Source organism: Labilithrix luteola (assembly GCF_001263205.1).
Taxonomy (GTDB): domain Bacteria; phylum Myxococcota_A; class Polyangia; order Polyangiales; family Polyangiaceae; genus Labilithrix; species Labilithrix luteola.
Genome location: NZ_CP012333.1, coordinates 6,483,771 through 6,497,235, shown reverse-complemented (window position 1 = coordinate 6,497,235; position 13,465 = coordinate 6,483,771). Strand labels below are relative to the sequence as shown.

The following is a 13,465-nucleotide window of genomic DNA, read 5'->3' as shown; positions in this document are numbered from 1 at the left end:
CCTCTTCGTTTCCGTTGCCATCCTCAACGCGCAGCAGCCGCCGTGAGCGCAGCCAGCTGGCGTCGATTCACCTCGACGGGCTTGGCGCGCACCTTGAGATCCTTGCCAGTGGCTGCGGCCCATTCGGTGATGAGGCGTCGAGTTTCGTTGCCGAGTGGCTGCGCCAAAGCACTCGTTGACGGAGGGACGGTGAGGTACAGCACCCACGCGAGCCCCGGCTCCGACACGAGGCCGGCTTCGATCGTCCGCAGCAGCAGCGACAGGTCGGAGCACATCGCAAAAAGCGCGGCCGATCGGCTGTGTGCCGCCAAGCCGACCCTCTCGCCGATGAGTCGAAGGCGATCTGCTGCGTTTGTCGCCGTCGCCTTCAAATCGGTGACGACGGAGGTATCCGCGCTGAGCGTCAGCTCAATCCAGCCGAGGACCGTCGCGGCTGCGAGCTCCTCGCGGGCCAGCATCTGCTGCTGCCGGCGAGATCGGAGAACGAACTGAAGCTCCTGGGCGATCCGATAGATGCGATCGTCGTCGGACGCGTTGACGCCCGACATGTTCCGCACGTTGGTAATCGCCTGCCACAACTCGAAGAGCAGCTCTTCGAACAAGCCGACGAACCCCATGTTGGCCGCATTTGCCTTGTCGTACGTCGGAGGTCGGTTGTCCTCGGTGCCGAATGCCAAATCGAGTCCGAAGAAGCGCCAATAGGCATTCCGCCGGACCGACTCGGAGTCCGGGCGAATCGCGCTCGTGGAGAGCCAGGGCGACATCGGGTTCGCCGCTCCGAAGAGAAGCGCTTCGGTGGCGTCGAGCCATCGCTGCGTCTCGATCGTCGGAATGCCGAGCCCTTCACCGGACCGGTATTCGCGGAGGACGCGACGAAAGATCTGCACCGCTCGGCTATTCTCGAGAACGTAGCTGTACCCGAGGTGATCCCACGCCGGAATTCCGTTAGGGGCAGGGGCGTAGGTATTGAACGCGCCTGTCGCTAGCAACTTGGTCCGCGCCCCCTGACTGGTTGGTGCGAACGCGTTCCAGACCTGCTCCATGTGGAGCATCAAATCGAATGGGTCGGCGGAGAGGACCTGCGTTGCCGCCGCCTCCTTCGACATGCCCGGTGCCAGTCCCATCATGCGCTGTATGAGCTGCTGGATCATGGCTTCACGCTCACTTGCTGCGCCTGCGCAGCGGCTTGAACCGTCCGCGAGTCCCGATCGACGAGCGCTCCGATGAACGGAACCCCGTCGTCCCCGGAGAGCGCCCCGACACCTGTCCAATCGGGCCGAGCCAAGGAGCTACGGAGGGCACCCAAACGATCGATCGCGGCCGGCAGCAGCTTCGCGCGTTGGGGTGCCATATCCCGCAGCGGCTCGAGCTGGGCGGAGAGTCCTGCGAGTGTCGACGCGACGCTGCCGTCGACGGCGCCCCCATCGAAGCGCCTGATGACTCCCTCGAGTTCGTTCAGCCGCCGTTTAAGCTCGGCGATCGTTTCGTGTTCACGATCGTGACGGTCGTTCGGAGGCGACATGGCGATGTTCCTTTCATGCAGCTCGGGCTTCGGTCGTCAGCCACGCACGTGCTCGATCAATCCACGTCGTCGCGGCTTCTGGATGTTCGGCTTCGCGCAGGCCGGCAAGCGCGACGATCCGAATTCCTTCGGTGATGCGCCAATGCGACGAGGTCCAGAGTGCAGGTCCTGCTGCGCGCTCCAGCTCGGACAATGCCGCTGGCGACACGCGCAGCGGATCGAGCACGTCGGTCATGGGCCTCCCGCGCAGCGCCGGCACCGGTGCCGAGAGGCAGGCGGCGGCAATCCGTGGCATGGCCTCCATCGAACGAGTCAGCAGGGCTTGAAGACTCGGATCGACCGCCGTCGTCGGATGGCGCGTCTCCATCGCTTGTTGGAGGCGATCCCACGGACCGTTCGCGCCAAAGCACGACCTCGCGAAGGCACACCCAAGTGCCGTCCGCAGCCAGCCAATGGGATGAGGATCACCGAGCGGCCAGCGGAGGATCGTCTCGGTGTCGCCTACGACGTCGTAGAGCGCCGCGACCGAGGCGTAACCGGTGTGGAGGAAGGAAAAGACGTCCGCCGTGATCTCCGACGCCCATGGCGTCCACATGGCGCGCAGCTCCGGGTCGTTCCCGACGGCGCGCGCGATCGCTTCTCGTACCGAAGGAACCCAGCCGGTGAGGAACGCGACCTGATGCCCGGTCTCGTGAAAGAGCGACGTCGGACGATAGAGGTTGTGTCGCACGATCTTGATCGCGGCGACGGGCATGACCATTCCGGGCGCCCAGAGCCGAACCCCTGCACGAAGGATCGAGGCGCCGGTGCCCTTGTCCTGGTAGACGAGGACCTTCGGAACAGGCTTTCTGGCCCGCTGCAGCACGGCAGTCATGCTCGCGACCGCCAGCCGATCCAGCGTCGTGAGCGCCGTTCGAAGCACCGGGCTCGTGCGCGAGTTCACGGCATCGCCGAGGAAGTCGAGCGTGGTGTCGACTTGAACGTAGCGACGGCGAAACCGTTGCACGGCCGCAGAGGCCTGCGCGATTGCCGAGGGATCGCGTCGCGCCGTGGCTACGAGCTTGGCTGTCGCGTCGCCGAACGAGATCAGGTCCTCGACGGTGGCGTTGATCTGCCGTCGCAACGGGGCGCCGATGTCCGCCTCGACCGAGCGCCAAGCTTCGAGCGAGGCGAACTCCTCGGCGTCACGGAACGTTCGAGCGGCGGCAAGCCAATGCGCGATTTGGCGCTCGAGGTCGGCCGCCACGAGATGCTGATGCAGCGAGGTTGTCTCGGTCATCGTCGATGGCGGCCGGGATCGACGGTGATGGAAATCGTCGGCGTACCGCGGAGGGCGCTCAAGATCGCCGCCGGATTCGAGCCGCCGCGAAGAGCGCTTGCTCCCTGCCCGAGGAGATCCAGGCCCGGTACCGACGTCAGCCGCACGCGAATCGTGACGCCGGCATCGGGATGAGCAGCCGCCCGCGCGAACGCTTCTCCGTTGGTCCGAGCCCACGTTGCCAACGCAGGAAGAACCCAGGCTCGGAGCCGCCGGCGCAGTGCGATGACGAGCTCCTGAGAAAGCACGCGGCCCGGCGTGAGGGCGAGATCTTCGAAAGACTCGCCGTCCTCGCGCGCGATCCGCATCCGACTCTGCTGACCGGCCGCGGAACGCTTCATCGACGCGTAGAGATCGGTCAGGGTTTGCAGCAAGGCCGGCGCCCCGCGCCCCTGTCGGATCAACGGGACGATGCTCTGCGCATCGGCCTCGGACAGATAGAACCCGACCGTGATGCGCGAGCGGCGGAGATCGATTTTCGTCCAGGCACGGCTCGGAGCAACGCGCGCCACGACCGCGCGAGCGCTCGTCCCCGGCGGCAACGCGAGCGCGCCCGCCGCTCCCATCGGCTCCAACGCGTAGAAGCGTTGCCCGACAGCGATTCGGTGTCGCGACCTTAGATACTTCGCAGGAACCGCCACGCCCAGGCGCGGCTCCCGTAGCAACAGGCCTGCCGCTCCCGGGGTCAAGGGATGGACGTTGTTGGTGGTGACGTAGCCGCGACCGGAGGCAGTCCGGTCCATGCGAACCATCCGCGGCAACGTCGTTCCCGGAGCCGCTTGATAGATGTGCAGCCGAGCACGAATCGGAAAGGTTACCCCTGCAGCGCGCAGCACCGCTCCGAGGGTCGAGCCGCCGAACGTGGGCAGCGTGTCCGCGATTTGCGCAGTCACTTCGACTTCCGGAATGCGACTGTATTTGCGATACGTCCGAACACTGCGCGGTCGGCGCGCGACGAACGTCCCACCGAGCGACGTTGCCTGCTGGAGTTTTGGCCGCACGAAACGCGGAGGGAAGTGGCTCGCCACGGCCTCGCCGAACGCCTCCGCCGTCGCGAGCTGCATGAGGTCTTCGTTCTCGAAGACATACTCCTCGCTCTCGGCGAGTCGACGCACCGTGTCCTCCACGACACTCGCGAGCGCAATCGGTCCGGCTTCGTTCGAAGCCAATTCGTCCGCCTCGCTCTCCAGCGTGATGAGGCGCAGGCCGGTGTCGACGATGGCGTTCGAGAGCGGCTGCGACAGCTTCGGCCCGACCCATCGACGAATCAGCTGTCCGATGTACCGTGCGAGGAAACCGACCACTTTCGGCCGGCCAACGAGCTGAATGCCGAGGCGCAGCGCTCCGAGCAGTGCAGGAACGAACTGCTCGACGGCAGGGGCAACGTCCTCCTCGTCGCCCGCGTTGCGAAGTCGATCGATCAGTACTCCGCGCGCTTCGGCGAGAACCTCGAGCTCGCGGCTCTCGATCCCTTCCTCGCCGTCGTACCCCTCCCCGCTCGAACCGTAACCGTCGTAGGATTCGTGCTCGATTTCTCCGATCCTGTCGCCGCTCATCGCCTCCGCGAGCGCAAGATCGAACGATTCGGCGAGAGCTTCGACGTCGGTGCGATTCGCCGGCGACGACGCCTCATCGTCGAGACTCTCCTCCTCGCCGGCTTCGAGAGAAATACGACTCGCGAGCGTCCGCGCAGCAGGCTGAAGCGCCGCGGGGAGCCGCCCGATCGCGAACGACAGAACGCGACGAAGAAGCGGATTGACCAAGCCACGTAGACGCTGCAGGACCGGTCCGAGGAGCGCGCCCGCCACCTTGCCCACGCCCTTGACGACGTTCTTGGCCGTGTTGGCCACGAACTTGACGGCCTTCTTCGCCTTGCGAACGAGCGAACCGATGAACTCTTCGCCGGCCGGCGTGAGCTCGGACGTCCGAGGATCGAGGCGCTCGAGCACCTCGTCGAGTTGGTCGTTCGAGAGGGCCTCGACATCCATGCCCTCGAGAGCAGACTCGAGCCCCTGCACGTACTGGTTGGCCTCGAAGCGGACCGCCGAGAGGTGGGCATCGGCGTAGCGCTCGCGCTCGGGACCGGAGGAGGGCAACTCGTTGTCGAACCGATCGGCGACAGCCTGTTCCGTCTCCTCGGCCAGATAGGCAATGGCCTCGTCGAAGGATTCGTCATGGAGCTCGGCGACAGCCTCGGCGATCATTCGATCGGATTCGGTGACGGGTCGCTGCACCTCGTCGGCGAACGGCGTCAGGCTCTCGTTCCAGGGCTGGAATCCGAGCGCTCCGAATGAACCATTCTCCGCTTCGGCCGTTGTCTCGGCGAAAGGTCCTTGCGAAGGCCGCCCATCCCACTCGAGCACGCGCGCGTCCTGGATCATCGTCACGACGCCACCCCGCGATCGGGTGCGCCGGCCCCACGGTCGTCTTTCATCGGTCCCCCCGAACGACTCACGCACCAACGCGAGCCACCCGCGCCAACAACACTCGTTACCGACGAGGTTGTCCATGTGTTTCGTTGCCGCATTCGGCAAGTCGCGTCATCGCTATTGCGAACCGCGAACTTGGAACGACGAAAATCCAATTCGGTAATCGCAACTTCCGTCACACGTTGCAGAACACGACAACCGTAACGAACGACCGGCGCGCGAAATCAGAGCGTCACGACCGGATGTCGACGTCACGGTCGCGGGCAACGACGCACTCGTCGTCGACGAACACGCCATCGAGAGTCCTCAGTACGCAAAACGCAGTCCGATCCGGCGGTGCTCACGATCGAAGGGACAGGTCATCTTCATCGCTCGAAGCGCCTTCTCCATGCACTCACGCACGGTGCCGCCGCCGACCGCTCGGCCACGTGCATCTCGAGAAGCGCAAAGGGCGCCATCTCGATTCCGCTCTTCGGATCGTCGCACGCTCCGCGGCAGGTCGCGCGACGACGACGAGCGCGGCCGAAGACGCGAGGAGAAAGCAACCACGGAGCATTCCGGAGGCTCTGCCTTTCCAGCTCTCCGCTCGACGCGAGCGCGGCCGTCCGTCCGCTCGTTCGGGCGTGACGAGCGAGTTGACCGTCGTGCGCGAGGTAAGCAAAGATCTCGGATCTCTTGGATCTCTTCATTCGTCTCGACGCGTGGCTTTCGGCCTTCATTTTTGCCGGCCTGATGATCGTTGGCTGGTTCGCCGGCTCATTGGCGAGGACGCCGCGTCTCGCAGAGAGCACGCCGTCCACCCGTATCGAAGACGCGAGCCTCGCGCTCTTCGGCCTCTTGCTCGCCTTCTGTTTCTCGGGCGCTGCAAGCCGCTACGAGGCGCGGAAGGAACTCCTTCGAGACGACGCGATTGCCATCGGCGAACTGGCGACCGTTGGCTCCGCCCTCGAGGAGCCTGATCGCCACGAGTTGACTCGGGAGATCCGCTCGTACGTCGAACAGCGGCTCACGTTCGGACCGATGCGCCTGGACGATCCGAAGATGGCGCAGGTGATCCGCGAAGGGCAAGACGCTCAGGCGCGCATCTGGACGGTCGTGAAGCACGTCATCGCCAACAAAAACACACCCACGATCCATGCGCCGCTCGTCAATGCCTACAACGGCGTGACAGCTGCCCATGACAAGCGCCTCCACGGCGTACGCAACCAGGTCTCCGGAAGCATCGTGCTGATGCTCGTCCTCTTCGGGGTGTTCACCACCTTCACCATGGGACGATTGCACGACCGGCACGAGGAGAAGGCCACCAGCCGTCTCCGCATCGGAGCCTACGTGTCCCTCGTCGCCCTCGTCTTCGCCGTCACGATCGATCTCGAGCAGCCGCGGCGAGGTCTCCTCCTCGTATCGCAAGCGCCCATGGCGGAGCTGCTCACGTCGTTGAAAGACGCCAGCCCCTAACGAAGCGGGCGCCCTCGCCGACCGACTCGGTCACGGTCCGGAATCCGGCACTTCATTGACGATTTTCGTTTCTCGAGGGCGAGGATGGATCCGACGTCGCGACGGAATAACATCGAGGGCCATGGCCTACTTCGACCAGTTCCTCGAGGTGCATTCTCTCACCACCGAGCGCGCCTTCACCGCTGCCGAACTCTCCGCAATGAAGAACGCAGGCGTACCCGAGGTGACGGTCGGCCTGCTCGAACGCTTCGGCTTCGCCAATGCGAGCCAGCGCTATTTCACGGTCAATCCGCTCGAGCACGCGGCGCTCCTCGATGCGTGGGGTGTCGACTCGACGCGCTGCTTCGTCTTCATGCGTAGTGCCCTCGGCGCGCTGTTCGCCTCGATGGACGACGACAAAATCCTCTGCCTCGACGCGCAGCAGGGCGTCTCGAACGTCGTCGAGGGCGAGATCGCGCCGCTCTACGTGGCGATGGACATGTTCAGCCTCAACAACTTACTCGACGAAAAGGGCGCCGCGCCGCCGGCTCGGTCGCAGATGGTCACCCTCACTCCGCCCTTGTCGAAGGCCAAGGTGTTCGACAAGTGCAAAACCGAGGTGGTCGACTTCGTCGAGGAGTCGATGCGGCTCGCCGAGCTCCGCCAGGGCAAGCTCAAATCGTACGAAGGAGTTCCGAAACGCAAAGCGGCTCCCGGGCAGGCCAAGGCTACGCCGCACGCGAGCGCCAACCCGAAAGACCAGAGTGCCGCGACGAAGGTCGAGGGCATTCGCTTTCCGGATCGGGCGCTTCAGCTGTTCGTGGTGGCGAACCTCTGGAAGCAGGGCCTGCTCGGCGAAGATGTCATCACCGAGGCGCTCGAGCCCATCGGCAACCGCGGAGACGATCTCGACGAAGACGAGAAGATCGACGCGGCGCTCGAGGCCCTCTCCCAGTTGCCACTTCCTTCCAAGGTCACGAGCAAGCTCGACTCGCTCGCCTTCGTCCTCGACTTCGAGATCTTCTTCGAACGGCTCATCGGTGTCGAGACGGGCGGCGAAGCCGACTACAAGGACCTTCGGTCCCTCGATGGAATCTCGGCGCTCGCGAAGCTCGAGTCCCTCGACCTGCGCAATCTCTCGCTGCCCTACGGCCCCGAGCTGGACCTCGCTCCGCTCGCGAAGCACCCCGCGTTGAAGACCATCATGCTCGGCGTCGGAGCAATCAAATCCGTGAAGTCGCTGGCCACGATCTCGACGCTCGAACGACTCGGCGTACCGCACGGCATCGACGTGCCTCCGGACCTGCCGAAGAAGCTGGCGCCGCTCGTCGTGCGCGTCGACGATTGCGGATGACGGCCGCCGCGCCCGTCTTTCAACGGCTGCGTTTCGAACGTACTGCCTGCCGGGCGCTCGCACGGTAGCCGTCGAAAGCAGCCGCGATGGCCTCGCTCACGGCGCGCACGGCACGTACGCGCCGCCGGTCTTCGTGGCTGACGAGATAGACCGAATAGAAGCGAGCGTGGTTGGCGCAGACGCGGACGAGGCCCGGATCCGCGTCGCCGACGTACGAAGGCAGCTCCGCCACGCCGAGCCCATCGCGTGCCGCACGAAGGAGTGCGCTGCCGCTATTGGTCTGAAGGACGTTCCGCCCGGGGCGAGCATCGAGCCCCGCGAGCGTGAAGTTCGAGGATGCCTCGCGAGCGGCGGTGTACGCGAGCACGTCGTGTCCGCGAAAATCCGAAGCGGGCATGCCGCGCGCAGCGACATAGGCGGGCGATGCATACGCGCGCATGGCGAAGTCGGCCACCTTCCGCGCAACCAGGCGTCGGTGCGTAGGGCGAACGAGCCGGACGGCAATGTCCGCCTCGCCTCGGAGAAGATTCACTCTCGCCCATGCCGTCTGGAGGTCGACGTTCACGTTCGGTTTCCGTGCGCGAAGGGTCGCAAGTGCTGGAATCACGAAGTGCTCGGCCAGGCTGTCGGTCGTCGCGACACGCACGTTCTCCACGGCGCCCGCCTCGTCGCTGCGCGCCGCAATCTCGAAGTCGCCGGCCGCGTCGGCCATCGTCTCGGCGGCGCCGATGACGCGCCTTCCGACCTCCGTGGGCGAAAACCCGGTCGGCGCCCGCTCGAGGAGCGTCTGCCCTACCGATTCCTCGAGCGACGCGAGACGGCGACCGACCGTGGTCTGGTCGACGCCCAACGACCGCGCTGCGGAGGCCAGCGTGCCTGCACGGGTCACGGCGAGAAAGAAGCGAACGTCGTCCCAGTCCATCGGCATGGCCATGCGTTTCTGCAGCATGCCATGCGCATCCATGCATGGCACGCGCGACGGGAAGCCGCGAAGATCGGTCCATGAACGACCTGACGCGCATGGAGTTCTGGTCCGCCGATCGGCGCCCGGCGGCGATACGGCCAGCTGGAGAGTTTGCGGCCATCGTCACCTCCGACCGGCTGCCGGACGCGGTCGACGCGGTCCTCGAGACGGGTGGACGCGTCGTCGCCGCGCTCCAGAACGACGAGCTGATCGGCTACGCGAGCATCGTACGGCCGAGCCCCGTTCGCTGGATGGGTCGCCTGCTCGCGCGCCGATGGGACGACCTCGACGGTCTGGTCGAGCTCGGCGCACTCGAGGTCGCGCGCGCCTATCGTGGAAAAGGTCTCGGTTCTCGGATCGCGAGCGCGATCGTCGAAGACAAGCGACTCGAGGAAGCCGTGCTGTTCGGGATCGGGGTGGTGCACCACTGGGATTTGCGCTGGTCTTCGAGATCTCCGCTCGCCCATCGCCGGGTCCTCTCGGCCACGGTTCGCCACGCAGGGATGAGCTCGTGGCCGACCGACGATCCGGAGATCACGATGCATCCTGCGAATGCGCTGTTCGCCCGCGTCGGACCGCGCGTCGCCCCGTCCTTGCGGGAAGCATTCGAGGGTAAGCTCCAAGGTCGAAACGCATGCTGAAGCTGGAATTTTGGTTCGAGTTCGCGAGCCCTTACTCGTACCTGGCGGCGGTCCGCATCGGCGATCTCGGGCGCGCGGCAGGTGTGGAGGTCGTCTGGCGGCCGTTCATCCTTGGACCGATCTTCGCCGATCGCGGATGGACGACCTCGCCATTCAACCTCTACCCGGACAAGGGCCAATACATGTGGCGCGACGTCGAGCGCGAAGCCGAGCACCAGGGCGTGCCGTTCGAGCGCCCGTCGATCTTTCCCGTACGGTCCGTGCTCGCTGCGCGCGTCGCGCTCCTCGGCGTCGAAGAGGGATTCGTCGAGGGCTTCGCGCGAGAGGCGTTCCGTGCGCATTTCGTACGCGACGAGGACCTGGGGAGCGAGGAGGTGATCGACTCGACGCTCGCCGCGATCGGACTCGAAGGCTCCACCGTGCGGGCACGCGCGTGCGGACCGGCGATGAAGGACAAGCTACGCGAGAGCGTCGATCGGGCGCGAAGCCTGGGGATCTTCGGCGCCCCGTCGTTCGTGGTCGGGCGCGAGCTCTTCTGGGGAAACGATCGTCTCGAGCGCGCGATCGAATTCGCTCTCTCGCAACGTGACGTCAGCGGATGACGGGCGCAACGACCGTGTTCAAGGGGCGGCTGCCCATTCCTGCTGCATAGCCGTAACTCGCGAAGTCGCCCGTCCCCCAGACCGTGACGGAGAAGGGCCCATCGCTCTTTGCCTCGTGCCGACCGAGACTGCATTCGCCGCGCGGGAACGTCGCGTTCACCCCACGCGCAGTAAGAACGACCCACGCAAATTCGTATTCGCCCGAGGTACCGAGCGGCTGAAAGCCTTCGAGCTCGCCCGCGCAGTCGAGCTCCACGGGGAGAAAGCCGCGCGCCGTCTTGCGCCGCACCACCGTGAGCGACGTCTCCGGATAGGTGTAGTCCGCAAAGAAGACGTAGTGATCGAGAAACTGCTCGGAGGGCACGACATTGACGAAGTCGGGGTCGCCGCTCGTCGAGCCTGAAGTCGAGGCACCGCCGTTCACGACGTGCGTCGTGTTGAACAGGCCGCCCGTCATGTACACGCCCGCATAGAACGGATGGTCGCTGTCCTGACTCTTCACCGTCACGAGGCTCGCCGAAATGAAGTTGACGACCTGGCCCGCGGAGAGCCATTCGGGCGCGCCCGCCGGCGGCGCTGGATCATACGTAAGCTTCGTATTGTCGACCGCCCCCACGAGGCGATAAGGAACGTATTCGCGGGCCTCCACGCCGCCGTGGCTGTCGATGCGCGGCCGAAACGGCACGAGCGCGTAGTCACTTCCCCACTGCGAGAGAGGCGGGATTTGCTGCTGGAGCGTATCGCAGGCCGCGAAACCGGATGGAATGTAGACACACTCCGTTCCACCGAACATGCCAATCGGCTTGTTCGACTCGATGGGACTCCCGGTCAACTCCCCGACTTGGGAAAGTTGAAGAACCTGTCCACGCGACAAGATCCAGGTCTGAGGAACGTTCGCCCCCGCCCCGGCGACGCCGGCACCTTCGGCCACGTCCGCCACGGGGAGCATACGAACGCGCGTATCGTCTTCGTTCGCGACGATCTGGAGTGTGGTCTTCGCGTCAGGTCCGGCGACGCCCGAACCGGCCTTCATGACCTTGCCGGCGCTCACGGCGACATAGTTCGTTCCCCACGATGAAACCGGCAAGAGGAGCGTGGCGGACGGGATGTACGAGGGCGAGCCACCATACGGGAAGATCGAATATGCGCTCACCGGAGCGCTCGTCTTCAGACGAAATGCCTTGGTCAGCGCCGTCGCATGATCGAGCGGGTCGCGCGCGAGGGCCGCCGTGGCAACGCTCGGACAGGCAATATACGGACTATCGCCACTGCGCGATTCCTTCGGCCCTTGCGACAGAAAGACAATCGCGACCTCGCCGGCCGGCAAAGGACCGGCGAGCGGCGTGTAGATCGTGCGCCCGACGCTGTCGTTTCGCGCCGTGAAGAGGGAGTTCCCGAGTGCTAGCGGATCAGAGCCGAAATCGGCCTCGATGGTCACCGGCTGGTCCCACGTGTTGGCGATCATCGCGGCGAAACAGGAGCCATGACCGTACGTCCCGTCTTCGGGAGGAAGGGTCCAGAACGAGCAGCCCACCGATCCTTTCGACATCTCGGCGCTCGCGCACGCGTCGACGCACTGGCCATTTCCACAGCCCTGGCCTGGCCCGCATTCCTGGAGAACGACCTCGCCGTCACTGCAGCCGTCGAGGACCTTCTTCAAGTCACGGGAACATCGGAATTGATGGCACGTCGAGTCTCCCCCTTCCGAGGCGATGGTCGGCGGAGCGTCGTCGACGAAGGGCCGCTCGGACGAGGAGCAAGCAGCAACGGTCACCATGGGCACGACGAAGGCGCCTAGCGCCGCGGCGATGGCGCTCGACCGGGCGCGGGCGTGAGAATTGGTCGTGTGCGTTCGCTCGTTCATCATGGGTGCCTTCATCGGAACGTGACCTGCGAGGGCTGCGGATGGCGGAGACCGTCACGAGTCTGCCCTCCGAGCTCGCCGTACTCGTTGCTCCCCCAACACTTCACGGCGCCGCCTTGGACGAGGGCGCACGCGGATCCATCGCTCGTGACGACGTGGACGACGTGATCGGCCAAGCTGATGACGGGTCGGAACGCGGACCGCGGCGCACCGCTGTCTCCGCGCCCGAGCTGACCATGGCGGTCGTCTCCGCAGCATTGAACGGTGCCATCCGTCATGCGCGCGCAGGTGTTGCTTCGCGAGACCGAGATCTGTTGCCCGCGGGCATCATTGCTCGGGGGCGCGAGCCTGGGCTCCTGCTCCGAGTCCGGGAGGCCGGTGCAGAGCGCTTGCGCGGTATTCGCTCCCCAGCAGTAGACGGTGCCTTGGCTGACGCCGCATCCGTGCAGCTCACCGACGGCGAAGTCGCTCACGGACGGAAGCGCGGGCAAACTCGAGGGGACGCGGTCCACCTTGACCGACGCCTGACGGCCTTCGACGGCCCCCCAATTGAGCAGCACGCCTTCGGCGGTGAGGCCATAGCCCGTCTTCTGCGTCGCGCCGGCCCGGAGAACGCGATACGCGCCCAAGTCCGCGGGGCAGGACCGCCGACGGCGTCGCTGCCGGACCTCGCGAGCTGCTGCGTGCCGTTCGATCCCCAGCACCAAAGCTCCCCATCGACCAACGCGCAGGCGCTCGCAAGGCCGACGTCGACGCGAGACGCGGCGCGCGTCAACGCGACCGTGGCAGGCGTCGAATGCGAATCCGAGTCGACGAGCGCCGGCGATGCCTGCAGGCCCAGAAGGCCGCTCGCATTGCTTCCCCAACACCGCACCTCGCCCGTGAACGAGCGCGCGCACGTCGTCTCCCCTGCCGCGCTGAGCTGCGTGATGCCTTCGAGCCCCACGACCTTCACCGGACCGAGCGCTCCGGCATCGTCGCCGGGGCCGCCTCCGAGTTTTCCGCGGGCATCGTCACCCCAGCACTGCACCGTTCCATCGGCCAAACGCGCGCAAAAATGATGGCTCCCTGCGACGAGCTCGACGGCGCACGGCTGCTCGGTGCACACGACCGGCTCGGCCGAACCGTCGTACGGCACGAACGCGTCGTCGGTGGCATCCGGTGCGGGTCGCGACGCCTCCGGGAGATGCGCGACGGAGTCCGCCATGGCATCCGTCGAATCGGGGTCCGCATCGGGACGCGGGTTACCGCCACTGCACGCTACGAGCCCCATCCATGCACCGAGCGCACTGCCGGCCACGAAGGGGAGACAGCGAAATCGCCTCACCGCACTCATA

The 13,465-nt window shown here is 65.8% G+C and carries 12 protein-coding genes; 4 read left to right on the top strand and 8 right to left on the bottom strand.

Going from position 1 to position 13,465, the window contains the following annotated elements; translation table 11 throughout:
• Positions 1–23: 23 nt before the first annotated feature.
• The 4 genes from AKJ09_RS28200 to AKJ09_RS28185 are packed head-to-tail and all read right to left on the bottom strand — an operon-like array spanning position 24 to position 5,227.
• Entirely contained in the window at positions 24–1,151 is a 1,128-nt protein-coding gene (locus AKJ09_RS28200) for a hypothetical protein (protein WP_146650962.1), read from the bottom strand.
• Positions 1,148–1,522, bottom strand: coding sequence for a hypothetical protein (locus AKJ09_RS28195; RefSeq protein ID WP_146650961.1), 375 nt, complete (start codon positions 1,520–1,522; stop codon positions 1,148–1,150). Before AKJ09_RS28195 ends, AKJ09_RS28200 begins: the two co-directional genes overlap by 4 nt.
• A gap of 13 nt (positions 1,523–1,535) precedes the next feature.
• A complete protein-coding gene (locus AKJ09_RS28190; protein WP_146650960.1) occupies positions 1,536–2,801 on the bottom strand; it encodes a hypothetical protein in 1,266 nt (421 codons plus the stop codon).
• Complete coding sequence (locus AKJ09_RS28185; RefSeq protein ID WP_146650959.1) at positions 2,798–5,227, bottom strand: hypothetical protein; 2,430 nt, start codon at positions 5,225–5,227, stop codon at positions 2,798–2,800. The genes AKJ09_RS28190 and AKJ09_RS28185 overlap by 4 nt, the downstream gene beginning before the upstream one ends.
• 717 nt (positions 5,228–5,944) lie before the next feature.
• Here AKJ09_RS28185 and AKJ09_RS28180 point away from each other — a divergent pair.
• Together AKJ09_RS28180 and AKJ09_RS28175 are read left to right on the top strand one after the other, a co-directional pair.
• Entirely contained in the window at positions 5,945–6,724 is a 780-nt protein-coding gene (locus tag AKJ09_RS28180; RefSeq protein WP_146650958.1) for a bestrophin-like domain, read from the top strand.
• 121 nt (positions 6,725–6,845) lie between these two features.
• A complete protein-coding gene (locus AKJ09_RS28175; RefSeq protein ID WP_146650957.1) occupies positions 6,846–8,057 on the top strand; it encodes a DUF6892 domain-containing protein in 1,212 nt (403 codons plus the stop codon).
• Between the two features lie 19 nt (positions 8,058–8,076).
• Here AKJ09_RS28175 and AKJ09_RS28170 read toward each other — a convergent pair whose 3' ends face one another.
• Entirely contained in the window at positions 8,077–9,006 is a 930-nt protein-coding gene (locus AKJ09_RS28170) for a LysR family transcriptional regulator (RefSeq protein ID WP_169927938.1), read from the bottom strand.
• A 53-nt stretch (positions 9,007–9,059) separates the two neighbouring features.
• Here AKJ09_RS28170 and AKJ09_RS28165 point away from each other — a divergent pair, with 53 nt between their 5' ends.
• Positions 9,060–9,662, top strand: a complete 603-nt coding sequence (locus AKJ09_RS28165; protein ID WP_169927937.1) for a GNAT family N-acetyltransferase — start codon at positions 9,060–9,062, stop codon at positions 9,660–9,662.
• Positions 9,656–10,264 (top strand): 2-hydroxychromene-2-carboxylate isomerase, encoded by a 609-nt coding sequence (locus AKJ09_RS28160; RefSeq protein ID WP_146650954.1) that lies wholly within the window; start codon positions 9,656–9,658, stop codon positions 10,262–10,264. Before AKJ09_RS28165 ends, AKJ09_RS28160 begins: the two co-directional genes overlap by 7 nt.
• Here the strand turns inward: AKJ09_RS28160 and AKJ09_RS28155 are convergent.
• The 3 genes from AKJ09_RS28155 to AKJ09_RS28145 are packed head-to-tail and all read right to left on the bottom strand — an operon-like array spanning position 10,254 to position 13,455.
• Positions 10,254–12,143: an IgGFc-binding protein gene (locus AKJ09_RS28155; RefSeq protein WP_146650953.1), complete on the bottom strand. Its 1,890-nt coding sequence runs from the start codon at positions 12,141–12,143 to the stop codon at positions 10,254–10,256. The two genes, AKJ09_RS28160 and AKJ09_RS28155, sit on opposite strands and share 11 nt — an antisense overlap.
• Entirely contained in the window at positions 12,140–12,601 is a 462-nt protein-coding gene (locus AKJ09_RS53375; protein WP_169927936.1) for an RCC1 domain-containing protein, read from the bottom strand. The genes AKJ09_RS28155 and AKJ09_RS53375 overlap by 4 nt, the downstream gene beginning before the upstream one ends.
• Complete coding sequence (locus tag AKJ09_RS28145; RefSeq protein ID WP_169927935.1) at positions 12,598–13,455, bottom strand: RCC1 domain-containing protein; 858 nt, start codon at positions 13,453–13,455, stop codon at positions 12,598–12,600. Before AKJ09_RS28145 ends, AKJ09_RS53375 begins: the two co-directional genes overlap by 4 nt.
• Positions 13,456–13,465 lie beyond the last annotated feature (10 nt).